The sequence below is a fragment of the Lysobacter sp. GQ73 genome (genome assembly GCF_059758755.1).
The window spans coordinates 348,018-372,714 of record NZ_JCAXEE010000002.1; the positions used below are offsets into that span (position 1 = coordinate 348,018).

General features: G+C 68.2%; 18 protein-coding genes. 5 read left to right on the forward strand and 13 right to left on the reverse strand.

From position 1 onward, the window contains the following. The first annotated feature begins 43 nt into the window (after positions 1–43). Complete coding sequence (locus tag AC6CH2_RS06430) at positions 44–2,014, forward strand: TonB-dependent siderophore receptor (protein WP_498268480.1); 1,971 nt, start codon at positions 44–46, stop codon at positions 2,012–2,014. A gap of 94 nt (positions 2,015–2,108) precedes the next feature. On the opposite strand, the gene AC6CH2_RS06435 is transcribed toward AC6CH2_RS06430, so the two are convergent. Continuing rightward, a complete protein-coding gene (locus AC6CH2_RS06435) occupies positions 2,109–2,291 on the reverse strand; it encodes a hypothetical protein (RefSeq protein WP_498268481.1) in 183 nt (60 codons plus the stop codon). A 107-nt stretch (positions 2,292–2,398) separates the two neighbouring features. Beyond that, the gene (locus AC6CH2_RS06440) at positions 2,399–3,652 is read right to left on the reverse strand and encodes an OmpA family protein (protein ID WP_498268482.1); all 1,254 of its coding nucleotides are present in this window, start codon (positions 3,650–3,652) and stop codon (positions 2,399–2,401) included. 245 nt (positions 3,653–3,897) lie between these two features. Here AC6CH2_RS06440 and AC6CH2_RS06445 point away from each other — a divergent pair, with 245 nt between their 5' ends. Then, a complete protein-coding gene (locus AC6CH2_RS06445; protein ID WP_498268483.1) occupies positions 3,898–4,965 on the forward strand; it encodes a DUF5694 domain-containing protein in 1,068 nt (355 codons plus the stop codon). A 170-nt stretch (positions 4,966–5,135) separates the two neighbouring features. Here AC6CH2_RS06445 and AC6CH2_RS06450 read toward each other — a convergent pair whose 3' ends face one another. Together AC6CH2_RS06450 and AC6CH2_RS06455 are read right to left on the reverse strand one after the other, a co-directional pair. Beyond that, entirely contained in the window at positions 5,136–6,737 is a 1,602-nt protein-coding gene (locus AC6CH2_RS06450; RefSeq protein WP_498268484.1) for a hypothetical protein, read from the reverse strand. A 250-nt stretch (positions 6,738–6,987) separates the two neighbouring features. Beyond that, positions 6,988–8,061: a type 1 glutamine amidotransferase domain-containing protein gene (locus AC6CH2_RS06455; protein ID WP_498268485.1), complete on the reverse strand. Its 1,074-nt coding sequence runs from the start codon at positions 8,059–8,061 to the stop codon at positions 6,988–6,990. A gap of 175 nt (positions 8,062–8,236) precedes the next feature. Between AC6CH2_RS06455 and AC6CH2_RS06460 the strand changes: the two genes are divergently transcribed. Further along, positions 8,237–8,599: a gamma-glutamylcyclotransferase family protein gene (locus AC6CH2_RS06460; RefSeq protein ID WP_498268486.1), complete on the forward strand. Its 363-nt coding sequence runs from the start codon at positions 8,237–8,239 to the stop codon at positions 8,597–8,599. Positions 8,600–8,661: 62 nt separating this feature from the next. On the opposite strand, the gene AC6CH2_RS06465 is transcribed toward AC6CH2_RS06460, so the two are convergent. Next, on the reverse strand, positions 8,662–10,116 hold the full coding sequence (locus AC6CH2_RS06465) for an XVIPCD domain-containing protein (protein WP_498268487.1): 1,455 nt from the start codon (positions 10,114–10,116) through the stop codon (positions 8,662–8,664). Positions 10,117–10,530: 414 nt separating this feature from the next. Here AC6CH2_RS06465 and AC6CH2_RS06470 point away from each other — a divergent pair, with 414 nt between their 5' ends. Together AC6CH2_RS06470 and AC6CH2_RS06475 are read left to right on the forward strand one after the other, a co-directional pair. Continuing rightward, positions 10,531–11,343 carry a C2 family cysteine protease gene (locus tag AC6CH2_RS06470; RefSeq protein WP_498268488.1) on the forward strand — a complete coding sequence of 271 codons (813 nt, stop codon included), beginning with the start codon at positions 10,531–10,533 and terminating at the stop codon, positions 11,341–11,343. Between the two features lie 105 nt (positions 11,344–11,448). Further along, on the forward strand, positions 11,449–12,090 hold the full coding sequence (locus AC6CH2_RS06475; protein ID WP_498268489.1) for a hypothetical protein: 642 nt from the start codon (positions 11,449–11,451) through the stop codon (positions 12,088–12,090). A gap of 1,311 nt (positions 12,091–13,401) precedes the next feature. Here AC6CH2_RS06475 and AC6CH2_RS06480 read toward each other — a convergent pair. The 8 genes from AC6CH2_RS06480 to AC6CH2_RS06515 form a co-directional block, all read right to left on the reverse strand. After that, positions 13,402–14,055 carry a DUF2894 domain-containing protein gene (locus AC6CH2_RS06480; protein ID WP_498268490.1) on the reverse strand — a complete coding sequence of 218 codons (654 nt, stop codon included), beginning with the start codon at positions 14,053–14,055 and terminating at the stop codon, positions 13,402–13,404. 6 nt (positions 14,056–14,061) lie between these two features. Next, positions 14,062–14,694, reverse strand: coding sequence for an OmpA family protein (locus AC6CH2_RS06485; RefSeq protein WP_498268491.1), 633 nt, complete (start codon positions 14,692–14,694; stop codon positions 14,062–14,064). Then, positions 14,691–17,072 carry a DUF802 domain-containing protein gene (locus AC6CH2_RS06490; RefSeq protein WP_498268492.1) on the reverse strand — a complete coding sequence of 794 codons (2,382 nt, stop codon included), beginning with the start codon at positions 17,070–17,072 and terminating at the stop codon, positions 14,691–14,693. Before AC6CH2_RS06490 ends, AC6CH2_RS06485 begins: the two co-directional genes overlap by 4 nt. 1 nt (position 17,073) lies before the next feature. Further along, a complete protein-coding gene (locus tag AC6CH2_RS06495; protein WP_498268493.1) occupies positions 17,074–17,892 on the reverse strand; it encodes a DUF3348 domain-containing protein in 819 nt (272 codons plus the stop codon). A 256-nt stretch (positions 17,893–18,148) separates the two neighbouring features. Next, positions 18,149–18,532: a hypothetical protein gene (locus tag AC6CH2_RS06500; protein WP_498268494.1), complete on the reverse strand. Its 384-nt coding sequence runs from the start codon at positions 18,530–18,532 to the stop codon at positions 18,149–18,151. Positions 18,533–18,650: 118 nt separating this feature from the next. Continuing rightward, complete coding sequence (locus tag AC6CH2_RS06505; RefSeq protein WP_498268495.1) at positions 18,651–19,127, reverse strand: DUF4019 domain-containing protein; 477 nt, start codon at positions 19,125–19,127, stop codon at positions 18,651–18,653. A 74-nt stretch (positions 19,128–19,201) separates the two neighbouring features. Further along, positions 19,202–20,035, reverse strand: a complete 834-nt coding sequence (locus tag AC6CH2_RS06510; protein ID WP_498268496.1) for an outer membrane protein assembly factor BamE — start codon at positions 20,033–20,035, stop codon at positions 19,202–19,204. A gap of 157 nt (positions 20,036–20,192) precedes the next feature. Next, positions 20,193–24,536: a YadA-like family protein gene (locus AC6CH2_RS06515; protein WP_498268497.1), complete on the reverse strand. Its 4,344-nt coding sequence runs from the start codon at positions 24,534–24,536 to the stop codon at positions 20,193–20,195. Positions 24,537–24,697 lie beyond the last annotated feature (161 nt).

Sequence of the window (24,697 nt, forward strand, 5' to 3'; positions counted from 1 at the left end):
TTCAATGGGGGCCTTCCCGCTCTCGCCTCCCGTTATGCGCCCGATGCCTTCGCTGTGTTACCGGTTGCCGCAGGCCTGGCTGCGGCTGCGCTCGCCGCACGCCTTGGTGATGTCCGCCGGGCTGGTCTGCAGCGCCGCCGCCGAGGCGCAGCAGGCGGCCGCGCACAACGCCGGCGATGCTTTCGGCCAACGCATCGGCCAGGAAAGCATCGGGCTGTATTCCGAGTCCTCGGTGCGCGGCTTCAATCTGCAGGAAGCCGGCAATTACCGCCTCGACGGGGCGTACTTCGTGCGCGCCGCCAATCCCTCCGACGCGGTGGTCGAAAGCGTGCAGGTCAAGGTCGGACCGAACGCCCTGGACCTCGATTTTCCCGCGCCCTCGGGCCTGGTCGAGTACCGCCTGCTAGCCGGCGAGCGCGAGCGGACAAAGCTCGAGCTCGGCTTCCAACACCTGAGCGACAGCAACCCGCGGCCATACCTGCGCCTGCATGCGGCGCGACAATCGAAAGATCGCGATGCCTCGCTCGCCGTCGGCTTCATCGGCAGCCACAGTGCGCGGTACATCTTCGGCAACGAAGCCGAGTACTACGGGCTGGGCCTGGTGCCGCGGCTGCGACTGGGCGCGCGTTGGCGCATCACCGGCCTGCTCACGCGGTTCCAGCATCAGTATCAGGCCGACGTGGGTTTCACGCCCGCGGACGGGCAGCCCTTGCCCCAGCCCGACCGCCTGCGTTATCTCGGCCAGCCGTGGTCGCGCTACGACACCCGCAACAGCACCTATGGCCTGATCGCCGCGACCGACGCGCACGGCAACGCCTGGGACTACCGCGTGTCGAGCCTGTTCTCCGGGGTGGACCGGCCTCGCTCGGACTTGAACCTGTTCGATGCCGTCACCGCGCAGGGCCGCGCCGACGCCGCCGTCGTCGTCGCGCGCGGACGCAGGATCGATGCCTGGGGCCACGAAGCCACGGCGAGCCGCGACTGGACCGGCGAGCGGCGCCGCCACGAATTGACTCTGCTCGCGCGCCTGCGCCGATCGAGTTATCGCAACCCGCGCGTCGACTATCTCGATATCGGTCCGGTCTCGATCCTCGATGGCCGCGTGCCGGTGGTATTGCCCGACGCAACGGCGGCGACTGCGCAATCGAGCGCGGCGGTCGATCAGTACGAACTCGGCCTGGGCTGGCAATCCCTGGACCACCGCGGTTACGCCTTGAACCTCGGCGTGCGCCGCGCCGCCATCGACCAGATCGCACGGCCGGTTTCGGGCCCGAGCCCATCGCGGTCCTCGCAGGCCTGGCTATACAACGCATCCGCGGTGGCGCCGCTCGCCGCGCGATGGACGGCTTTCGTCGCGACCAGCCGCGGCATCGAGGAAGGCATGACCGCACCGGAGAACGCCAGCAACCGCTACGAGGTGCTGGCGCCGATCCTGGCGCACCAGAACGAGCTGGGGCTGCGCTGGCAGGCGCGTTCCGATCTGAGCCTGCTGGCGATGGCGTTCGAGATCGAAAAACCGTCCGCCGGCTTCGACGATGCGTCGGCCTATCGTTACCTCACCGAGGTTTCGCATCGCGGCATCGAGCTGTCGCTGGCCGGCCAGCTCAGCGAGCGCTTGAGCCTGGTCGCCGGCCTCACCCGCATGCGCTTGCGGCTGCGCGGCGAACTCGTCGATGCAGCGAAGATCGGCCGACGCCCGGTCGGGCGCAGCGCGGAGCAGGCGCTGCTCAGTTTCAACTATCGCCTGGCCGGCCTGCCGGGCCTGTCGTTCGACGCCGACGCCAACTACTACGGTCCGCGCCCGGCCGATGCGCTGAACCGTTTCCGCACGCCCGGTTACACGCTGGTCAACCTCGGCGCGCGCTATCGCTTCGATTGGCGCGGCACGCCGGCCGCGCTGCGGCTGCGGGTCTACAACGCCGGTAACCGTTACGCCTGGGCGGCGGGCACCAGCGGCATCCAGACCTACGAGCCCGAACGCAGGGTGATGCTGAGCCTGACCCTGGGCGAGTGAGCCCGAGTGGCTGCGTCCGATCGCAGGGTCGATACGTCCGGCGGCTGCGGAGGGCGATGGCCCTCCGCAGCGCGGGCCGATACGAGAGCGCGGCTTACTCGTCGCCCTCTTCTTCCTCGTCTTCGTCTTCTTCTTCCTCGTCGTCCTCGTAGGGCAGCCCCATCGAGTAGGCGAAGCGCGGCTCGCCGTCCGCGCGATGTCCGGTAGCGATCGCGAGAATCACCCAACCGTCCTGCAAACGCTGGTTGACGTCCGTCAACTCGTCGGTCTGCACCACTTCTCCGATCGTCTCAAAGTCCACTGTCTGGCTCCGCTGGAAGAAGCGCGAAGGATACGACAGGACGGCGGCTCGGATCGAAGTGCGACCCGCGACGCTCGGCAGTCTCAGCTGCGCACGAAGATTTCGACGCGGCGATTGAGTTGGCGGCCGCCCGGGTTGTCCTGCCCTGCGATCTCGTTCGGCGCCACCGGCAGGGATTCGCCGTAGCCCTTGGCGGTCGCCTCGGCGGCTGCGCCGCGCTGCTGCAGGGCCTCGACCACAGCATCGGCGCGGCGCGACGACAGCGACTGGTTGTAGTCGTCGCTGCCCTTGGCATCGGTATGGCCTCGGATTTCCATGCCACGAATCTGCATGCCGCCGTCCTCCGCGCCGCCGGACTCGATCTGCTTGAGCGCGCCCGCAAGGGCATCGAGCACCTTGGCCGCATCGGCGCGGATGTCGGACTTGTCGAAGTCGAACAGCACCCGGTCGCTAAGGGTGATCAGATAGCCGCAGGGCGCGCCGGGCGGAGCGAACTTCTTGATCGGCGGGAAGCGCCCGGCCGGCGGCACCTTCGCCAGCGGCGGCATCTTGATGGTGCGCGCCGGCGTGCCGACCTGGCCGGTGCCGTCGCCATGGTTGCGGACCAGCCCCTGCGGACCGTTCCAGGTGCCAGAGCCGTCGTTGTTGATGGTGACCAAGCCCAGGGGCCCGTTCCAGGTGCCGCTGCCGTCGCCGTTGTTGCGGATCAGGCTGCCTTCGCTGTTCCAGCTGCCGGCGCCTTTCGCATCCAGGGTGATGATGCCGGCGGGGCCGTTATAACTGCCGGAACCGTCGGCCTCGACCCGGACGACGGCCTCGTCGTCGCCGTCTTCGCCGCCGTTGATGCTGCCGCTGCCGTCGCGGTTGACCACGATCGACCCGCCTTCGAAATTGGCGCTGCCGCTGCCGTCGGCGGCGATGCGGAAAACGCCGGCATCGCCGTTGCGGCTGAGGTTGCCCTGGGCGTCGACGCTGGTGATGCCGGCGTCGCGCACCAGACCGCCGCCGGCATCGCAGCGCGCCGGACTCACGCTGATCCCGGCGATCGGGTCGAGGATCTCCTGCATCGACGACTCCAATGCGCGCTGCGCCGGAGTCACGCCGACGATCTCCGGCACCACGATCAGCGGAATCGCCGGGAACGCGTCGGCCGCCGCGCGGTCGGCGGCGGCCTCGTCGGCGGTTTCGCTGTCGGCCGCGGTGTCGGCCGCAGGCGCGGCGCTCGATGCGGCCCGACCCGTCGTCGCTGCCGGTGCGCCGCCCGCAGCCCTGTCCTGGCCGCAGCCGGCGACGATCAGTGCACTGGCGAGCGCCAACGCCCATCCTGAAATTCGCATCGCATCCGTCCTTGATGTAGTCGACGCGCATAGATACACGAACGCCGGCGACAGTGGCAAGCGAGGGCGCGATCAGAACGAAACCCGCCGGTCACCCCGGAACAGTCCCGCAGAATCGGCCCGACCCGGCGCGGACTACGCGGCATCATCGTGCACACGCGATCGTGCCGATGGTCCCTGGCAGCTGCTTGCGCCCCTGAGTACCATGCCGCTCGCCGCTTCGGCCCCGTCCTCAGGAGTCACCCTTGCAAATATCACGCACCGTCTGCGGTTTGTTGATCGGCCTGCTCGGTTGGGGCGAAGCGGTCGCACAGGTCGACCTGTCCATCCTCGACCGGCGCATGGCCGGCCCTTCGACTCAGGTACTGGTGCTGGGTTCGGTGCATCTGAGCGGTATGTCGAAGGATTTCAAGCCAGACTCACTGGCGCCGGTGATCGATCGCCTGGCCGCATTCAAGCCGGACCTCATCACCATCGAAGCGATTTCCGGCGAGCAGTGCGACCTGGCCGCGCGCCATCCGGCGATCTACGGTGCGCAAGGCATGGCGCTCTACTGCCGCAAGACCGATGCGGCCAAGGCCGCGACCGGGCTGGATGCGCCGGCGGCGATCGCCGAAGCGCACCAGACCTTGAAAAACTGGCCGGCGGCGCCCTCGCCGGCGCGACGCCGCCGTCTCGCGGCGGTGTTCCTGGCCGCCAACGACGAGGCCTCGGCCCTGGTGCAATGGCTGCACCTGCCGCAGGCCGAGCGCCGCAGCGGCGACGGCCTCGACGATGTCCTGGTCGCATCGCTCGAAAAATCCATGCTGCACAACGACGAAAGCCTGCAGATCGGCGCGCGCCTGGCCGCGCGTCTGGGTCTGCAGCGCGTTCACTCGGCCGACGACCACACCGGCGACAACGTCGACATCGCCGATGAGGCCGCTTACGGAAAGGCGGTCCAGGCGGCGTGGGCGACGGCCGCCGCACCGGTGGGCCGGATCCTCGAACGCGAGGAAGCCTTGGCCAAGAGCGGCGACATGCTGGAACTCTATCGTTACATCAACCGCTCCGACGTCCTGCAGACCGTGGTCGAGGGCGACTTCGGTTCCGCGTTGCGCGATCCGTCGCCCGAACACTACGGCCGGCTGTACGTGGCCGGCTGGGAAACCCGCAACCTGCGCATGGTCGCCAATATCCGCGCCGCCTTCCGCGAACGCCCCGGCACGCGCGTGCTGTCGATCGTCGGCAGGACTCACAAGCCTTGGTTCGACGACCTGCTGGGACAAATGCAGGGCGTGCAGATCGTCGATGCGCAGCAAGTCTTGAAGTGAGTGAGAGCCCCGAGACGAGAGCTCTGAAGTAAAGGCGCATGAAGTGAACCGTCGGCCCCTTTAGGCCGAACCGCGGCAACGGCCAGGCCGGCGCGGGCCGGCGGTCGACCGGGCCGTACGGCGCCGACCGCGAACGGCCGCGCCCCGACCGGAGCGCGGCCGCTGCCGCTTCAATGCGTCAACGCGCGCCGGGCTTGCTCGGTGCCGAGCTGGTTCGTCTGCGTTTCCGCCGGCATCACTTGCGCGACGGTCGGGGCCCGTTCCAGGCCCTGGGACGGGGTGAACTTCTCCGCACGGCTGATATCGACCGGGCCGGACACCATCAACTGCGGATACTGATAGAGCTTGATCAACGCCAGCGCCGCCTTGTCTTGGCGCTCCGCGCACTCCTTCGCGCTCTCCGTCCTGGACGAGCCGCTGTTGTCTCTTATCTCGCGCGGTCCCTCGACCGCGTCCTTGACCCGGTCGAAGAACCTGCGCTCTTTATCCTGCTTCTCCAACGAGGACGGATCGGCCTCTGCGTCTTTGCGCAAACCGTAGAAGGTCTTGTACAGCCCCAGGTGCACGTTTTTGGTCAATGCCTCGCGCGCATGTTCCCCGGTGAACAAGCGGCTGGCGGTGTGGTACTCGTCGACCTCGGTGCCGAATTGGCGCTTCGCGCGCCCCGCCGACGGCTCGGCGCCGCCGTAACTGGCGAATCCATCGGCGCCTTCCATGCGCTTTCTCGCATCCGCAGCTGTGGTGCCGCCGGCGGGATACACCGGATCGCGCAGCGTTATCACGCTGAGCCGTTCCGGCCCGGTGAACTCGCCCAGCCCGAAGGTGAACGACTGCGCCTTGGGCGCCATCGCCGAAGACGCCACTTCCGGCGTCTCGCGCAGGTAACGGGTGGCGCCGAGCATTTCGCTCTTCAAGGTGTCGTTGGTTTGCGGATATACGTTGAAGAACGCGTAGTCGTGCGTCGCCAGGTGCTGGGTATTGGTGTCGGAGGTGTGGGTGACCTTAGCCGCGCGGCTGGCATCGCCGGTCAGGTCCTTGGCGAAATTCTGGATCGCATGACGATCGGCGGTAGGCAGGATATGGCCGGAGATATCGCCGTTGGTCGCATGCGTGGCCAGTCCGCCGCCGTAGCGCTTCCAGACGTCTTGCGACGCGGCCACGGCCAACTCGTCGTAGGCTTTCAACTTCGAGTCGCCAGCGAACAGCTTCTGGTACTTGTCGATCTCCGAGGTCAGCCCTTCCAGGTTCTTCGCGGAAATCGCGGTGAGCTGCTCCTGCGCGCCCAGCTTCTTGAAGCCGGGATCGAGCGATGCCGGATGCCCTTTTAGCATCGAACTGCCCACCAGGGTGGCCGCATCGGTGTCCCTTTCGTGAGCGGGCGCGTAGGCCGCGTACAGCTTGGCCTCGACCTGGGCGCGCGAGAGCTTGCCATGGCTGTCGCCATCCGGGAAACGAGCGGCGGCGAAGAGGTTCCTGGCCAGCGCCTCGCCTCCTTGCGCCTTGGCTTCGACCATGGCCGTCAGGCGCTCGGACAGCTTCGCCAGCTTGACCTGCCTGGCATCGCGGTCTTCTTCACTGGCGCTGTCGGACAGGGCGGCAGGATAGTTCTTGCCTATCTTCAGCTCCCTGTCCTTGTCCGGCAGCAGTTGCCTGAGCAGATCGGGGTCGTTCTTCTTGAGATAATTTTGGACGTCGCCGACCACTTTCTTGTCGCTGAAGTAGAATCCACTCGCCCCGTCCAACAGAATCTTCAGTTGGGCACTCTTGCTCACGTGTTCGATCTCCTTTGCGCTGTTCGATCTGCATCGCCCTCATGCCGGCGCCCTGCGTGGCCGGGGTTCGGCGGCGGGTCCGATTGCAGTCCTGTTTCAACGCAACAGCGTAAGCGCAACGGCCATCGCAGGCAGATGGAGGAGGGCTAACGACTGCAATCCGCAAACTGCATCACGAACTGCATCACAGAACGAGTGGCGGGCCCGCCGGCGTCGTTCGCAAACCTTAGCCGTTGCGTTGGACCCAACCTCAGGGCCGTGCGAGGCGCTGGATATGAAAGGCATCGCGCCATCGGTACTGCATGGCCGCGACCAGCGCATGCATCAGCATGATCCGGCGGTCCGCCTGCGCACCCTGCCCGGCCCGGAGCTTGGCGCGCTCGGCGGCGTCCCGGCCTTCGCGGTAGTACACGCTCAGCACTCGTACGCCGAACTCCTCGCTGGTGCGCTCGCGCGGCACCGGCCGGTGGCCCAGCGCGGCGACCATCGCCTCGGCCACCGACCAGGTCGACCACGGGTTCTGCCCGGTGACCAGGCGATCATCGACGACGGTGTTGTCGAGGTAAATCGGGCCTTCGACGAAGCGGGCGCCGTGGGCAGCGATCCGATCCTGCAGCAGAAACGGAAACAGGCCGCGCGCATCCTTCAACAGGAACAGTTCTTCATCGTTGCTGAAGCCGGTCATCCGCCTGCCCTCGATCAGGCGCCGGCCGTTGCCGAGCCGCACCTCGAGCAAGGCGGCGGGACCGTGACAGACCGCGCCGACGACACCGCCGCGGTCGTGCACCGCAGCGACGATGCGCTGTATCTCGGGATTGCCTGGGAAGTCGAACATCGCGCCTTTGCCGCCGACGAAGTACACCGCGGCGTAACGCGAGGCGTCGACCTGCGCCAACGGCAGGGAACGATCCAGCTTGGCGATGGCCTGCGCATCGTTGAGGAAGGCGTAATCGGCGGCGACCAGTTCGTCGTCGAGCCGCATCGGCGGCTTGCCACCGAGCGGGCTGGCGATATCGACCTCGAATCCGTTCGCGACGAACACGTAATAGGCGCGCGACAGCTCGGTCAGTTCGAACCCGGCCTTCTTGCCCGAGGCGCCGATCGTGGCGGTACTGGTCAGCACGGCCAGTACGCGGCCGCGCGGTTCGCCGACGCCGCTGCGGACGAACGCCAGATCGGCCGCGCGGCTGGCGGGATCGGCCGGCGGCTGCTCGTCGAGACGGAACCCGGCCGCATACCAGTAGCCGGCCAGGGCCAGCAGCGACAGCGTACTTACCGTCGCCAGCACTGCGGCCTTCAATTTTTTCCAGTAACCGGTGCGCATCGTCGCCTGCCTGTGATCGCCATCGCGGCACCTTAGGCGGCCGATGTGAAACGAACTTCAAACCCGGCTACTCCATGCCGTCGCCGCGGACGTTGGAACGCTGAAGCCCATGCCGCGACGCGACCGGACGGGGCGGCCATGCGAAGCTTGCTGCTCCCCATTCCGCGACCGAACCATGGCCCATCGACTCTTCGTTTATGGAACCCTCGCGCCGGGACGGCCGAACGAACACGTCCTCGCCGACGTTCCCGGCACATGGGAGCCGGCCAGCGTCACCGGCGACTTGCTGCAGGAAGGCTGGGGCGCCGCCGTCGGCTACCCCGGCATCGTGCTGGACCCTGACGGCGACGAAGTCGAAGGCCTGCTGTTCGAGTCCGAGCACCTGCCCGAGCATTGGGCGCGCCTGGACGCATTCGAGGGCGAGGGCTACGAACGCGTGCCGACCACCGCCAGGCGCAGGGACGGCAGTCCGGTGGAGACCTACATCTACCAGCTCAGCGAGCACGGCACCCCGCCCGGTGCGACGGGTGACGGGTGACGGGTGCACTCGGTATGCGGCACAGCAGACGCCTGCGCCTCTCCTGTGTTCGCGTGTCAGCCCTACATCGTCATCGCATTCTGGGGCCGCTGCTGGGTCTGTTGCTGGGCCTGCTGCTCGCGCTGGTAGGCCAACTGGTTCAGGCCCACGGTGCTCTGCTCCAGGCTCTGCTGCTTCGCGCCCTCGACCGGAATCCACACGTAGTTGCTGTCGCGCGGATCGCCCTGAATCGCGAACAGCTTGGATTTGTCCTGGGTATCGGTGGCCACCATGTCGATGGAGGCGAGATTGTGGTTCTTCGCCGCCAGGGTGAGCGCGCCGGCAGCGTTCCTGCACTCGGGCTCGCTCATCCCGCGGCCCACGTCCGAATTGGCCAGGCAGCCCAAGGCTTGCTGGTACAGAGGATTGTCGCGATGGCCCGGCTGGTCCACCCGGGTCTCCGGCACCCGGTAGCTGCGGCCCAGGGTTCGCAGCTCGCGGATCGTTTCGGGCGACAACTCCTCGTCCTCGTCGTCGCTGGCGATTAAGCCGTCGAACTCGCCCGGTTGCTCGGGCTCTTCCTGATCGCGGTAATTGCCCTCCTCGTCCATCTCGAATTCGTGCGAGCTGTTGACGCTGCGGCCGACCAGACGCAGGTTGCTGGTCTCGTTATAGCCGTCCAGCGCGTCGGCCTTGCTCAGTCCGTTGGGCCCGCCGTGCTCCTCCATCTTCTTGGCGAGCAGCTCGAACGGTATTTCGTGATCGATGTCCAGCGCATCGCGCGTGCACAGTTGGCCGGAGGCCGCGCAATAGAACAGCGGCACCGGGATCATCTTGCCGCTGGTCGGGCTCTTCAAGGTCACCGTATCGACATGCGACTGCTCCAGCTTGGACTCGTACCACTTGCCCAGCACGGCCGCGTCGAAACTCAGGCCCTTGCGGCCGTCCGCGGCCGACCACGACTGCTCCATCGTCGTGCTCTTGCGCTTGGCGCCGTCGATGTCGGGATCGAACCCGGGGCGGTCGGCGCCGGCATCGAAACCGAAGCGCTTCTCGACCCAACCCTGCCATTCCGGCGAATCGGGGCCGTGCTCCTCGAGGATGCGGAATGCGGCTTCGCGTGCGCGGTTGACCGGGGCTGGCAGCAGGCGCAGGTTGCTGGTGTCGTTGTAGGCCATGTGCGCGTCGGCATGGCTGGCCACCTTCAGGGTGCCGAAATGATCCTTCCACTGATCGACATGATCGATATCCAGCGCGTCGGCGCTGTGCCAGGTATCGGTTTCGGCATGGTGGTACAGCATCAGCGAACCGGCGTCGGGCACGGTTACGCCCTGCGGCGCCATGTGCTGCAGCGCCCAGTCGTTGTGCATGTACTCCGAAGTCGAGTCGTAGAAACCCAGGCTGGAGCGCGTGTCGTTGTCCTTCCAGGCCCGGTTCTGCAGGGTGTCCCCATGCTTGGTCGGCGACTCGTTTTCCCAGTGCACCAAGGTCACCGTTTCGCCGCTGCTCAAGGTCTTCTGCTCTAGTCGAAAGCCCATCTCGCTTCTCCTGGTCGAGGGCGCCGCGGCACCCGCGCCGCGACCCGGGTCAGGCCCCGGCCACGGCTGAACGATCTCAATTACGCAAAATCGGGCGCGGGCCGGCCAAGGCGCGCGCAGGCGCCGAGTGGGCGCTGTCTCTGAACAGGTGAACGCGGAAACGGGGACGTATCGGGTCCGATCGAGTGACTGCCGCCCTCAACGAAGCAGCTCTACGCCGGGCCCGATGCGCGGTGTCGGGCGGAGTCGACGACGATTCCCGGCGGAACCGGGCAGCGCACTTTTCCCCGGCCATTCATCGTGGATCGAGCCCACCCTGGGGCGATCCCTACTGGGGTCGGCCCTAGTTTTGCGGGCCCGCCCGATTGCGTAGCCTGCGCCGGAATCCTCGCCAGCTTCCCCCGGAGCCGCCTCATGGAACTGAGCAACGCCAACTTCTACGCCTATCAGCCGGTCAACCTGCCGGCCGAGATCGATCACGAGAAAGCCTCCAAGGCCAACGCCACCGAAACGCCGTTCGTGCAGGGCGAAGGCGACAGCAACGCCATCGATCCCAACGACGTCAACCAGGACGGCTACGGCAGTTGCGCGGTGCTCTCGACGATCAAGTCGATCGCGGCGCAGAACCCGGACGTGCTCAAGAACATGATCCGCGACAACGGCGACGGCACCTACACCGTCACCTTCAACGAGTACGACGGCGGCTTCCTCGGCATCGGCTCGGGCTGGGAAAAGAAGGAAGTGACCGTGGCCGGTCCGTTCGACGGCGACGCCGCCGACATCGGCGACATGGGCAAGGACGGTCAGGGCGAAGTGTGGCCGGCGATTATCGAGAAGGCCTACGCGCAATACGCCGACGGCGGCTACAAGACCTACGACGACGGCGAGAACCCGGCCGACGTGCAGGAGGCCATCCTCGGCCGCGATTCGAGCACCGAGAGCCCGTCCGAATACGACTCCGGCGAGCTCAGCGACAAGCTGAAGAACGGTGAGGCGGTGGTCGCCTGGACCGCCGGCTCGGACGGCTGGAACGACGAGCAGAAGAAACTGGCCGCCGACTACGGCGCGGTCGGCGGTCACGCTTACCGGGTCGAGGACGTCTACACCGACGCCGACGGCAATACCCGGATCAAGCTCGACAACCCCTGGGGCCACAGCGATGTCGACATGCCGTACAGCGATTACCAGAAGCTGTACCACGAAGTGAATTCAACGCCGACCAAGTAAGCGTCCGCCGCTGAACCCCACGCAAGCCGCACATCCGTGCGGCTTGCGCGTTCCTGGGCCAGGTGCTTACATGCCCGGGCCGTTCCCATCCAGGCGATCACGCAGATGAACAACAGACTTTTCCTGGCCGCCACGGCCGCGATCCTGGGTCTGGCGCTGTTATCCCGCGTCGACGCGCACCAGCATCCACACGCCGCCAAGAAGGCAGGAGCCAGCATGAGCGACAGCATCCAGATCATCCAGGGCCGCACCGCCAAGCACAGCACCACGCGACTCGGTCTGGTCAACGTCTTCGACCGCCAGGACGTGCGCTTGGACGTATGGAGCGAAGACAAGCGCTGGCTCGGCAAGCTCAAGTTGAAGCGTTCGGACGTGTTCCCGGTGGCCGGCGGTTTCCTGCGCGTGCAGGACGTCGCCAACGACGGTCAGCGCGACAATGTCTCGCTGGTCGAGTTCAGCGCCCCGGGCATCGATGCCCCGGCGGCCAAGTCGCTGATCCTGGTCGAAGGGGGCGAACTGGTCATCGGCGAACAGGCCCTGCGGATCGTCGCCCTCGACCGCGACAACGTCATCATTGAGACCTGGCCGAAGCTGCACCCGCGCGACGTGGTCGAGACCGCCAAGGTCGACCGCCACGAGATCGCCCGCGATGGCGAGCTGAGCCTCGACAGCGGTTCGCTGCGCGTCGTGCGCCTGCAGCCGCGCGCCGGCGAAATGCTGGGGTTCGTGGAATTGGCCCAGCCTTGAGCTGATGCCGTCGGCGGCCGTGCGGCCGTCGTTGCTGTAAATGCTCTGCGTTTGGCCTGAGTCTTCATCGACTTGGATTTGACACGTTCGCGCGGCTCTCGCTAGGGGCTCTGGGGCTCTGGGCTCTGGGGCTCTGGGCTCTGGGGCTCTGGGCTCTGGGTAGGAGCGACGCAAGTCGCGACCGCGACGCCCACTCTTGCGGCGAGGCCGACCGAAAGTCCTGTAGGAGCGGCGTAAGCCGCGACCGCGCGACCTCGACTACCTGCGCCGCCAACCGCAGATTCGCGGTCGCGGCTTGCGCCGCTCCTACCCGGCGTAAGCACGCCGCTTCGGCGAACGGCGACGGCCTCGCTATCTCTGCGCGTCCCATGGTCGCGGCTCACACCGCTCCTACAGGGATGGCGTCGCCGCTATCCGATTTCCTGCTCGTGGCCTTGGCTTTGCGTCGCCTGAGACTCGCGAAGGCCCTAGAAGACCCGAAGGGCGGCGCGCAGGGATGCGCGCCGTTTTTTATCGGGACAGGGAGGTCCCGCATGAAAAATGCCTGCGCAAGCACCGCTCGTGCGGGCCTGTGATTCAAAACAAAGCAACTTCTTTGGTTACCTTTCTTTTGTTGCTTTAGACAAAAGAAAGTAACCCGCCGCTTCAGTGGCGGAAGCTTTGGGTTTGATCTTGATCCAGCTCCTTACTGAAGCGTGCGCCGCGAGGCTGCCGCAGCGATGTCGCGGCTTGCGCCGCTCCTACCGGGCGTAAGCACGCCGCTTCGGCGAACGGCGACGGCCTCGCTATCTCTGCGCGTCCCATGGTCGCGGCTCACGCCGCTCCTACAGGGACGGCGTCGCCGCTATCCGATACCTGCTCGTGGCCTTGGCTTTGCGTCGCCTGAGACTCGCGAAGGCCCTAGAAGACCCGAAGGGCGGCGCGCAGGGATGCGCGCCGTTTTTCATCGGGACAGGGATGTCCCGTATGAAAAATCACCGCGTCGGCACCGTTCGTGCCGGCCCTTGATTCAAAGAAAAGCAACTTTTTTGGTTACCTTTCTTTTGTTGCTTCAGTCAAAAGAAAGTAACCCGCCGCTTCAGTGCCGGAAGCTTTGGGTTTGATCTTGATCCTGATCTTGCTTGAGAGGCGCAGCGAAACCATCACAGCGATGTCGCGCCTTGCGCCGCTCCTACCCTGCGAGAGCACCCCGCTCCGATGGACGACACCGGTATTGGTGTGTCAGCGCATCCACGACCTCGGCCCACGCCGCGAGTTGCCCTGTCGGGCCGCGGGCCACATCGGCGCAAGCCTGACGCGATGCCAGCGCGCTTACTCGCGACGCTTGCGCGGCTTCTCGCGAGTCCGCTTGCCGGGGCTGCTGGCGCGCGCGCTGTCGTCCAGCGCCAGCAGGCCGCCGTCGTTGATCGACTCGATCCAGGCCAACGTATCGACGTAGGACAGGAATTGCTGCAGATACCCCGGCGACAGTTCGCTCATCAGGGTCAGCGAGCGCTGCACGAGCCGGCCGGAATTGAGCGGGCCGGCATCGTCCGACGATTGCTCCAGCGACTGCCGCAACTGGCTCTCCATGCGGAGCTTCGACCACAGCGCGCGAAACTCGGCGAGCGCGACCAGTTCCGGAAACGCGGCCGGCGCGGCCAAGCGGCCCGCGGCGGCGTCGCGCTGCGCGGCCTGCGAGGCGATGTAGTCGACCAGCCCGCCCAGCCCGACACCGGCACCGGCACCGGCCGGCCCGGCAGCGGCAACTTCGTTTTGGGAGGCAGCGCGTTCGAGGTCGCCGGCGTAGCCGCCAATCAGTTCGGCCAGCCGCCCGTCGAGCAGGCGCCGCACTTCGCCCTCGTGGGCGGCGGCCCGTCGCGCCAGTGCGTCGATGCGATGAAAACGCACCGGGCTCATGCGGTCGGCGCCCTGGGTGCGCCATGCATCGAGCAGGGCCCGGGCCTGGGTCGGATTACCGCTCACGTCGGTTCAACCGGCCTTGGACGGCTTGGGGATCGGCGCGATCTCCACGCGCCGGTTCTTGGCGCGCCCCTCTTCCCGCGCGTTCGAACTGACCGGCTGCTCGGAACCGAACGCGGCGGCGAACACCGACGAGGCAGGCACGCCCTCGGCGATCAGGGTGCGGGTGACGGTCAGCGCCCGACGCGCCGACAGTTCCCAGTTGTCGGCGAACTGGCGGTTGCCGTCGCGCACCTGGCGGTCGTCGGTGAAGCCGCTCACCATCAGGATCTCGTCGCGCGATCGCAGGTAGTCCGACAGCGGGCCGGCGAGGGTCTTCAACAGTTCGCGGCCTTCCGGCTGCAGGTGTTCGGAGTTCAGCGCGAACAGCACGCTGCCGCTGATGCCGATGCGGCCGTTGATCAAGGTCACCCGGCCAGCCGCCAGCGGGACCGCCAGCGCCTGCTCCAGGGTCTTGCGGCGCTGCGCCTCGAGCCGGCGCTGCTTCACTTCCTCGCCGAGTTGGCTGGAAAGCTGCAGTTGCACGCCGATCACCCCGACCAGGATCAGCACGAACACACCGACCAGCACCGACATCAGGTCGCCGAACGCGGCCCAGATCGGCGCGCCGGATTCGGCGTCGCCGTCGATCTCCGCGCTCATGCCGCCTGCGCTCCGACCGAAGCCCGGCGCTCGGCGAGCTGCTGCAGGTCGTCGATGATCTGCTTCTGCGCGAGCATACTCAGGTCGACGACTTCCTTGGCCTGGGCCACGTAATAGGCCAGTTGCTCGTCGCTGCGCGCGAGCGACTTGTCGAGCGCGGTTTCGATGCCGTGCAGGCGATCGGCGAGTTTCTCGTTGGATTCGCCGAACTGCTGCACGGCCGCGCCGAAGGCATCGCCGAGGCTGGCCACCTCGACCGCGCCCGCGGCGATCTGCGCGCCGACCGAGCCGAGCTTGCCGGTCTCGGCCTCGATGTGGTCGGTGAAGCGGGTGCCGACCCGATCGAGCAGATCCGCCGAGGTCGCCACCAGCGCGTCGACCGCGGTGCGTTGCTCGGTGGAGGCATGGTTGACCGCGTCGAGCAGGGTTTCCAGGGTCGCCAGCAGACGATTGCGCTCGTCCAGCATGGCGGTGTCGCGGACCATGCTGTCGGACAGTTTCTGGCGCAGCTCGGCGACGACTTCGGCCGCGGCTTTCGGCGCTTCCGCGGCGGCGTCGACCAGGCGCGCGATCTCGGCGATCGTGTCCCGGGCCTGGGCCTGGGTCCGCGTCGAAATCTCCTGCGCGGTGCGCGCCAGCGTGTCGCAGATTTCCTGCTGCCGGCTCGCGACCTGCTCGCCGGTGTGCCGCCAACGCTCGTCTAGGGCGGCGGTCATCGCACCGAAGTGCTCGGCCCAGGCCGCCAGGCGCTGCTGATCGCGCGATTCGAGCGCCGCCTGCAGCTGCACATGCGAGTCCTGCAAGCCACCGACCAGCGAGGCGGCATGGCCCTCGAACGCCGACGCGGCGGCGACCAGCGCCTGCTGATTGCGCGTGGCCATCTCGTCGTTGGCGCTGAGCTGCTGCGACAAGGCCTGCTTCCAGGCGTCCGCGGCCTGGCCGGTGCTGGCGTCGAAGCGCGCCGACAGGCGTTCCAGCAGGCCGGCGGCGCCTTCGTCGAAGCGGCTGCCGAAGCCTTGCAGGGTGGTGCCGAGGTCTTCGATCAAAGCCTCATTGGATTGCCGTTGTTCGGCCAGCGCCTGGTTCCAGCTGGCTGCGGCCGCGGCGGCGGCCGCGGCGAAGCCTGTCGACAACCCGTCCACCTGCTTCTGCACGGCATCGCCGACGCTCTCGCGCAACGCGCCGGTCTCGCGGGTCACGGTTTCGTGCAGCAGGCCGGTCTCGCGGGTCAAGCTTCGGTGCAGCGCGCCGGTCTCGCGCGCGATCGCCGCCATCGTGGTTTCCACGACCGGCTTCAGCGCGGTGCTCGTGGCGCGCAGGCTTTCGTCGATGCTGTTCTTCAGCGACTGCTCCACCGACGCCGCCAGGCGCGCATAGGCCGCTTCGGTCCGGGCGTGGAAGGCGTCCTGCGCTGCGAGCTGCCGCTCGTGCGCGCTCAGGCTCTGTTGCTCGATCGCCGCCATCGCTGCGGTCTCGCGCGCGATCGCCGCCAGCGCGGTGTCGACGACCGGCTGCAGCGCCGCGCTGTTGGCGCGCAGGCTTTGGTCGATGCTCTGCTTCAACGCCTGCTCCATCGAGGTCGCCAGGCGGGCATACGCGGTTTCGGTCTTGGCATGGAACGCCTCCTGGCCGGCGAGCTGGCGCTCGTGCGCGAGCAGACTGTGCTGCTCGATCGCCGCCGTCATCGCCTGCAGGCGATCGACCAGAGCCGGCATCGTCTCGGTCTGGCGTTGCAGCAGCCTGAAGGCTTCCTCGCGCTGATGCACCTGCGAATGACTGCGCAAGGTGGTCGCGATGGCGAGGTCCAGGCCTTGCACCGCTTCGCTGCGTTCGCGCCGGCACAGTGCCGACAACAGGCCGAGCATCGCCGAGGCGGCGACACCCGCGATCGAGGTGCCGAACGCGAACGCCAGGCCGGTGACCGGCGCGGCGATCGAGTCGCGGATCGCCTGCAGGTCGGTCGCGCTTTCCAGCGCCATGCCGGTGCCGCGCAGGGTCGTCATCATGCCGAGCAAGGTGCCCAGCATGCCCAGCAACACCAGCAGGCCGACCAGATACGGCGTCAGCGCCGGCGCCGGCAGGGCCGCGCGCTCGCCCTCGACGCGCAAGCGCGCGGCGTTGCGCAGCGAAGGATGCAACTGCGCGATCCAGCCGCCGAGGCTGGACGGCGGCGCCGACAGGCCGGCGACCGCATGTGCGAGCGTGGCGGTGGCCTGCCGATAGCGGTACAGCTCGAGACCGCCGGCGACATAGCAGGCGGCGATCAACAAGGCGACCGACAGCGCCAGCGCATTCGAACCGACATAGCCGGCGCCGACCCAGACCACGGCCAGCAAACCGGCGAGAAAGACAGCGAAATAGAGCGAATTTCTGAACATGTTATCCATGTGGAACGGTACTGAGGGCGGCCAGCAGGCCCTGCGCAGGTTGTAGGCGAACATCCAGCTCGGCGAGCAGCACCGTGCGCATGTCGTTGCGGAACACTTCCAGCCAGGCATCGGAAACCGCCGTCGGTCGATCGGAGATCGGCCTGTCGAAGACCGGCCTTTCGGAGATCGGCCCTGCGCGGGCAGGCCCCTCGGACGCCGATCCCTCGCAGTTGGACACGTCGGCACTGGGCCGTGCCGTTTCGCGCAGACGCTCGAAGTGCTGGCCAAGCAGGACCGGCCCGGCCGACCACAAGGTCCGCTCGCGCCGGCTCAGCGCCCGCTCCATTACCGTATCCACCGCCGCGAGCCGTTCCAGGCCGTCGTTGCGCAGCGCCAGCCTCGCGCGCAGACGCTCGCGCAAGCGGCCGACGCCGGCCTCGATTCCCTGCTGCATCGCCAGGTAACGCTGGCGATAGAACGGGTACTCCAGGCTTTCCTCGGCGAACGCCTGCTCGGCCGCGGACAGCCCGGGCCCTCTCGGCCGGGCCGAGAACGCACGGTCGCCGGCGATGGCCTCGGCCAAGGCGCCGCGCACGCGCGCGCACTCGTGCTCGTCGAGGCTGCTCAGGGTCCGTTCGTCGAGAACGCCCGCCGCGGGCTGGCGGTCGAGCGCAGTGGACAACGCCACCGCGTGAGTCCAATCGATCCAAAGACTCAGTTGATCCGACAACGATCGCGTGGGCTGGGGAAGGTCTGCAGCCGTCAGGCGAGCGAGCGAGCGGATGAACGTCGGGCCACGTACCGTCGCCCGTCGGGGTGCTTCCATCATTACTACTGGCTAAAAGATCGCCATTTTACACGTAATTGGAAACGCCCCACCGCTTGACAAGCCGCCAGGGATGGCAGGCCCGGAGCCCTGAAGGCCGCGCCGGCGCTTGATTCAGCCGGTTCATGATGATGCGTGCCGTCGCCTGGACAGGCGTTCAGGGGGGGTGCGTTGCCGCGCGTTGAGCCGCTCCGGCATGGCGGTCGGCGGTTATGCGGGTCCAGCGGCTTCCGGCGGCCGCAACCAGCCGGAGTCGCCGTCAGGCACCGACGGGCGCGACGTTCCACCGCCGGAGCAAAGCATTCGCGCTGTCGTCGTCGAGTATTCCAGCCGTATGGAGATGCCAGGCGAGGCGGACGCCCAGCATCTGCAACTCTCCACAGATCAGGCCGTCGCGCGCAGACATACTCGCTACGATCACCTGCTGCAGCTCATCGTCATCAGCGGGTCGCTCTATCCAGGGAGAAACGCGAGCAATCGCCGACAGGGCGCGTCTTCGGAGCGTGTCGACCGCCGCCGCGCCGGACACCGATACCGTGATGCGCGCGCATTCCCGATCCAAGGCGCTGCTCGATGTTGCTATGCCCGGCACTGCTTCGAGCAGGCTGCGTACTTGTTGCAGAGCCTCCGTTCTTGTGGCCATGTCGTCATCGGCGCTCGCGCCTGCTTCTGTAGCGCCTTGATCCGCTCGAAGAGCGATGTTTCAAGCGAAGCAGAGTATAGGGCGCACGACCAGCCGCTAAGCGCCCCGAAAGATTCCATCACTGGATCACATAGCCCGAGAACCGCCACAGGCCGTCTTCGTCCCGGCGCAGCGAGATCAGTTCCTTCGCGGTCCGCTTGCCCTGGAACTGGCTGGAGAACTCGATGCTGGCGTACAGCCCCGGCGGCATTTGGGCGCCTTCGCCGATCACTTCGCGCCGCACGCTGATCCAGCTACGCGAACCGGCGGCGCCGAGCGGCTTGCGGGTCCTGCCGACGTAGCCGACGAAGTCCTCGCGCTTGGCCGAGCGCTTGGTCACGTTCGACGAGGCGTCCCAGAGCGCGCCGGCCTGGTCGCGGTCGATCGCCTGCAGCAGTTGCAGGGCGGTATTGGCCAGGGTGTTCGGGTCGATGTCGCGCGCGGCGGCCGCCTGCGCGGCCGGCGCCGGCCGCTGCGCTTGCGCCGGGGCCTGGGCGAGCGCGGTCGTGGACAGCAGGTGCAGGCCGACGGCCATCGTCAACAAATAGCGTTTCATGGGTCGATCTCGATCTTTGCGGTGCGTCAGGTCGGAGGCGGCAACGGTGCGACGGCGCTGGCCGCCGCGTCCGTTTACTGCTCCAGGTCGGCCGAAATCTCGACGCGACGGTTGGGTTGCAGGCAGGCGATCAGGGCGGCGCGGCCCTGCGCCTCGTCGCAGTGGTCGATCACCGGCTCCGACTCGCCGCGGCCTTCCGCGGAGATACGCTGCGCCGGCACGCCTTCGTCGATCAGCAGCCGGCGCACCGTTTCGGCGCGTTGGCGCGACAACGCGCGGTTGGCCGAGTCGCTGCCGATGCGGTCGGTATGCCCGATCACCCGCACCTTGCTCAGGTCCTTGGCCTCGCGCAGGGTCTTGGCGACGCGCGCCAGTTCGGCGCGGCCGTCCGGCTGCACGTCGTCGGCCCCGGCGCGGCCGAACGCGAACAAGGTATCGGCGGACAGGCTGAAACGGCGCGGCGTGGCCGCGGCCGTCGGCGCCGGGACCGCCGCGGGCGGCTCGCGCAGCACATCGCCGCAACCTTCCGGCAGCCAGTAGAAGCTGCGCGCCAGATAGTCCTGGTCGAACACGATCTTGTACTGGCAGGTGGTCACGCCGCCGTCGCGGCGGAAGTGAAACAGGTAGTCCCACTCGCGCACGCCGGCATAGCCTTCGCGAAAGTGCGGACGCCCCAGCAGGTGATAGAGCTGCTCCTTGCTGACGCCCGGCGCGACCTGGCGCAGATCGTCCAGATTCGGAAACGTGCCCTCCTTGAGGACCGCGCGATCGAGCGCCGGGAACACCACCTCGCCGGGTACGCCCTCGGCGGAAATGTCGCGGCTGACATGGCGGGTGCCGCATGCGGACAGCAGTCCCATCGCGACGCTGCAGACGATCGCGACGCCAGCGAACCGTTTGGCTTGCATAGGTGATTCCTCGCTTTGACGGATGGCCATCGTCGGGCGCGGATCGGTCCGCGCTGCCGGACAGCGTTCTGATTCGTTTCGGATCAGCGGCGAAGCGGCGTTCGGCCGCTCGCCCCACGGATGGCGCGCCCCGCCCGGAAGCGGAGCGCGCACGGCCTCACCACTGGATGCCGGCGCCGACCGAGAAGCCCCAGTCGCGCGCGGTGTTGCCGCTGGCCTGGGCCTTGTAGACCCAGCGGCCGTTCTCGGTGATGCCGGACAGGCCGACCGCCATGCCGTATTCGCCCTGATAACCGCCGGCCGCCACCGCGAGCATGCTCTTGCCCGGCAGATAGGCCTGCGGCAAGCCCGCCATCGCCATCGCCGAGGAAGTGCCGGCGCGGAAGTCCTTGCGCAGCGCCCACACGTCGTTGTCGAACTGCTCGAAGCGCGCGTCGGTATAAGCCTTGGACTGATCGACGGCGTGGTTGACGCCGGCGTTGAGCTGGCTGACGTTGACCGCATCGGTGCCGGCGATGCCGGGCGCCACGCCGGTCAGGGTGCGTCCGCCCATGTTGACCTCGCCGCTGGAGTTGCTGCTGCCCACGTAGGCGGCGTTGTAGCCGCGCTGCGCGCCGACCGTGGTGGCCGACCCGGTGCCGAGCGCGACGCTGTTGGCGTGGATCGCGGTCGCGCCGGTGCCGATCGCGGTGCTGCCGCTGGCGCTGGCCGTGCTCTGGTTGCCGACCGCGAGCGCATTGTTGCCGCTCGCGACCGCGCCGTCGCCGCCAGCCGACGAGTTGGCGCCGGTGGGCCGCGGCTTGACCACCGCATCCTCCTGGCTGACCTGGAACATGCCGTCGGAGCCGTTCTGCACGCCGGTGATGCGGCCGTCGAAGCTGTTGACGGTGTTGGTCAGGTTGGCGACGTTGCCTTCGACCTGGGTGATGCGGCCGTCGAACCCGTTGACGGTCCCGCTCAGATTGGCGATGTCGCCCTCGACATTGGTGACCCGGCCGTCGAGCGCGTTGACCGCCTGATTGGTCGCGTGCAGCTGCGAGCCGTTGACCGCGTCGGTCGAGGTCTCCGACAGTCGTCCCGCGGCGACGTTGGTGAGGGTGCGTTCGGCGCCGACGCCGCCGACGCTGACCGTACCGACCGGCGCGGCGCCGGCGAAGTTGTAGGTCGTGCCGGCGATGGTGGCGCTGGCGGTGCCGACCGCCGCGGCGGTGGTCGAGCCCGCGCCGAGCGCGACGCTGTTGGCGTCGCCGGCGGTGGCGCCGGTGCCCATCGCCACCGCATTGGTGGCGGTGGCGCTGGCGTTGACGCCCGAGGCGATGGCGCCGGCCGCGGTGGCGCCGTTGTTGGCGTAGTTGCCGCCGGCGACGCCGCCGTCGTTGACGCTGTAGTAATGGGTGGCGCCGGCGGTGATCGCCTGGTTCAGCTGGTCCAGGTTCACCGCATCGCCGCCGTTGATGGCGGCCGCCACGTTGGTGATGGTGGTGCCGCCGGCATTGATGCCGACGTTGGTGATGCTGGGGCCGCCGGCGATGGTCAGGCCGTTGGTGGTGATCGTGGTGTTGCCGACCACCACGCTGTTGAAGCTCGGGTCCGGCACCACGCCGACGGTCAGGGTGCCGGTGCCGTCGTCGTAGGCGACCGTCGCGTTGCTGCCGGCGGCCACGGTCAGGGTTTCGCCCGGGCCGATGTTGCCGCCGTTGCCGCCGGCGGCGATGTTCCAGCCGGCGCTCGCGCTGTCGTTGATCTGGGTCAGCGCGTCCTGCACGTTGTTGTAGGTATTGCCGCCCACCGCGAGCCCGGCGGTCACGGTGTGGGTGACCGGGTTGTAGACCGAGCTGCCGCCGAGCGAGGCCGCGGTGCTGTTGCCGAGTTGGTCGAGGTTGCCGCCGAGCGCGCCCACCGCCTGGTTGGTCGCGAACAACTGCGAGCCGTTGATCGCATCGGTGGAACCCGACGACACTCGTCCGGCCGCGACGTGGGTGATGGTGCGCTCGGCGCCGGCCGCGCCGACGCTGACCGTGCTGGTCGGCGCGATGCCGGCGTAGCTGTAGGCGACGCCATCGATGTTGTCGCCGGCGGTCGCCACCACGGTGTCGCTGACCGAGCCCGAGCCCAGGGCGACGTCGCCGGCCTGGGCGGCGGCGGTCGCGCCGAAGCCCACCGCGGTGGCCGCATCGGCGCCGGCCACCGCGCCGACGCCCGCGGCCAGGGCATTGATGCCTGAGGCGCCGTCGTTGTTGTAATTGCCGCCGATCGCGCCGTTGTCGTTGACGCTGTAGTAGTGCGTGCGCACGGCGCTGGTCGCATCGGTCAGCTGGCTGACGTTGACCGCATCGGTGCCGGCCACGCCCGGGGCGACGTTGCCGATGATCAGGCCGCCGGCATCGATCCCGGTGCTGGTGATGCTGGGGCCGCCGGTGATGGTCAGGCCGTTGCTGTTGAGCAGCGTGTTGCCGGCGGTGACGCTGTCGACGGTGATGTTGTCGGCGAGGTCGAAATTGACGTTATCGTCGGCCGCGCTCTTCGAGACCACGATGTTGCCGTCGCTGTTGCGCAGGTCGACGGCTTCGCCCGGCGCCACGTTGCTGGCGTTGGCGCCTTGCGCGCTGAGGTTCCAGCCGGCGCCGGCGGTGGTCGCCACCGCCTCGATCGCCTGGTTGGTCGCGTACAGTTGCGAGCCGTTGATCGCATCGGTCGAGGCGCCGGAGATCCGTCCCGCCGCAAGGTGGGTCAAGGTGCGTTCGTTGCCGGCCGTGCCGACGCTGACCGTGCTGGTCGGGGCCACGCCAGCGAAGTTGTAGGTCACCCCATCGATCGTTGCGTTCGGGGTCGCGACCGCGACTGCCGTCGTCGAACCCGAGCCCAGCGCCACGTCGCGCGCGTTGTTGGCCACCGCGCTGTCGCCGAAGGCCACCGCGCCGGCCGCCAGCGCGCGGCTGGTGTGGCCGATGGCGACGCTGCCCTGGCCGACCACGGTGTTCTGGAAGCCGATGCCGACCGCGCCCTGCGCGGCGACGCCGGCCACGCCCACCGCCTGGCCGCCGCCGCCGACCATGTTGGTGTTGCCCATCGCCACCGTGCCGTTGCCGGTCGCGGTGTTGTCCAGGCCTTGCGCGATCGCGCCGTTGCCGGTGGCGGTGTTCGGATCGCCGATCGCCACCGCGCCGTTGCCGCTGGCGAAGTTGCCGGCGCCGATCGCGACAGCGCGGCCGCCGGTGGCGGTCGAATTGGTGCCGATCGCGACCGCGTCGGCCGAATTGGCGGTCGCACTGCGGCCGGCGGCGATGGCGTTGTCCGCGCTGGCGTTGGCGCCCCAGCCGGTGGCGAAGGCGTAGTTGCCGCCCGCGGTGGCGCTGACGCCGACCGCGGTGGCGTTGCCGCCGGTGGCGCTGGACAAGTTGCCCAGGGCGCTCGCGCCGGCTCCGGTGGCGCTGGCGCTGGCGCCGAGCGCGACGGCATTGATGTTGTTGGCGACCGTGCCGCCGCCCAGCGCCATCGAGCCCATGCCCGACGCGGCCGCATTCAGGCCGACCGCGATCGCGGTCTGCGCCGAGGCGTTGGCCTGCGCGCCGAATGCGAGCGAACTCAGTGCGGTGGCGCGCGCGCTCGGCCCGATCGCGGCCGAGTCGACGCCGGTGGCCGCGCTCAGCCGTCCCATCGCGATGGCGTACTGCTGAGAGGCGGTGACGTCGGTGCCGATGGCGATGGCGCCGAAGCCGGTGGATCCGGTGCCCGCGACGGTGCGCGAGCCCAGGTACAGCGAGTTGAGATTGGAGGCGATCGACTGGAAGCCGATCGCGACGGCGTTCTGGCCGCCGGCGAAGGCGCCGGTGCCTTGGGCGATGGTGTCCAGCACCGCGGCGTTCGCGAAGTAGCCCATGGCGACGCTGCGCAGTCCGGCCGCGGTCGAGTTGTCGCCGAAGGACATGGCGACCACTCCGGTCGCACGCGACACGGTGCCGATGGCGATCGAGCCGTCGGCGTTGGAGGTCACGTCGGTGCCGATGGCGATCGAGCCGCCGCCCAGCGCGCCGGTCCCGGCTGCGGTGCGCGCGCCGAGGTAGAGGGAATTGGCGCCGGTGGAATAGGCCCCGAACCCGACCGAAATCGAGTTCAGCGCGGTGGTGCGCGCGGTATAACCGACCGCGACCCCGCCTAGCACCTCGGCGTTCGCGAGCGAGCCCAGCGCGGTGGCGCCGGTCCCGGACGCGCGCGAGCTGAAGCCCATGCACGAGGCGGTGCCGTTGTAGAAGTTGTACGGCGGCCCGCTGCAGTCCACCGCCTGCGCCTGCGCGGTGGACGTCCAGCCCATCGCGCCGACCGCGGCCAGCGCCGCCAGTATTCCGGCGCACAAGCTTCCCGTCGCAGCCGCGGAAACGGCGCCCGCGGCATACGCGGACTTCGCTCCGCCGGCGGCTTGGCCGCGCGGCGCGGCCAGTTCGGAGGCGACCACCAGCCGCTTGAGCGACCGGCTCCATACCACGCTGTAGATTTTATTCATTACTCGTTCCCCGGTTGCGAGCCGATCCGATGGGTCGTGGGATGAAGCCGATGCGGTGTTGCCTGCGCAGTCGTCGGCAGGCATCGCGGGGCCGGCGCGCGGTCGGCCGCGGCGCCGTTCGGTTCCGGATGAAGTCCTGTCGACGATCGCGTCGTACGAAG

Bases quoted from the DNA above. Each gene is read 5' to 3' on its own strand.
- AC6CH2_RS06510 (WP_498268496.1), bottom strand. From the start codon at position 20,035: ATGCAAGCCAAACGGTTCGCTGGCGTCGCGATCGTCTGCAGCGTCGCG.
- AC6CH2_RS06490 (WP_498268492.1), bottom strand. From the start codon at position 17,072: ATGTTCAGAAATTCGCTCTATTTCGCTGTCTTTCTCGCCGGTTTGCTG.
- AC6CH2_RS06475 (WP_498268489.1), top strand. From the start codon at position 11,449: ATGAACAACAGACTTTTCCTGGCCGCCACGGCCGCGATCCTGGGTCTG.
- AC6CH2_RS06455 (WP_498268485.1), bottom strand. From the start codon at position 8,061: ATGCGCACCGGTTACTGGAAAAAATTGAAGGCCGCAGTGCTGGCGACG.
- AC6CH2_RS06515 (WP_498268497.1), bottom strand. From the start codon at position 24,536: ATGAATAAAATCTACAGCGTGGTATGGAGCCGGTCGCTCAAGCGGCTG.
- AC6CH2_RS06500 (WP_498268494.1), bottom strand. From the start codon at position 18,532: ATGGCCACAAGAACGGAGGCTCTGCAACAAGTACGCAGCCTGCTCGAA.
- AC6CH2_RS06460 (WP_498268486.1), top strand. From the start codon at position 8,237: ATGGCCCATCGACTCTTCGTTTATGGAACCCTCGCGCCGGGACGGCCG.
- AC6CH2_RS06430 (WP_498268480.1), top strand. From the start codon at position 44: ATGCCTTCGCTGTGTTACCGGTTGCCGCAGGCCTGGCTGCGGCTGCGC.
- AC6CH2_RS06470 (WP_498268488.1), top strand. From the start codon at position 10,531: ATGGAACTGAGCAACGCCAACTTCTACGCCTATCAGCCGGTCAACCTG.
- AC6CH2_RS06465 (WP_498268487.1), bottom strand. From the start codon at position 10,116: ATGGGCTTTCGACTAGAGCAGAAGACCTTGAGCAGCGGCGAAACGGTG.
- AC6CH2_RS06485 (WP_498268491.1), bottom strand. From the start codon at position 14,694: ATGAGCGCGGAGATCGACGGCGACGCCGAATCCGGCGCGCCGATCTGG.
- AC6CH2_RS06440 (WP_498268482.1), bottom strand. From the start codon at position 3,652: ATGCGAATTTCAGGATGGGCGTTGGCGCTCGCCAGTGCACTGATCGTC.
- AC6CH2_RS06495 (WP_498268493.1), bottom strand. From the start codon at position 17,892: ATGATGGAAGCACCCCGACGGGCGACGGTACGTGGCCCGACGTTCATC.
- AC6CH2_RS06505 (WP_498268495.1), bottom strand. From the start codon at position 19,127: ATGAAACGCTATTTGTTGACGATGGCCGTCGGCCTGCACCTGCTGTCC.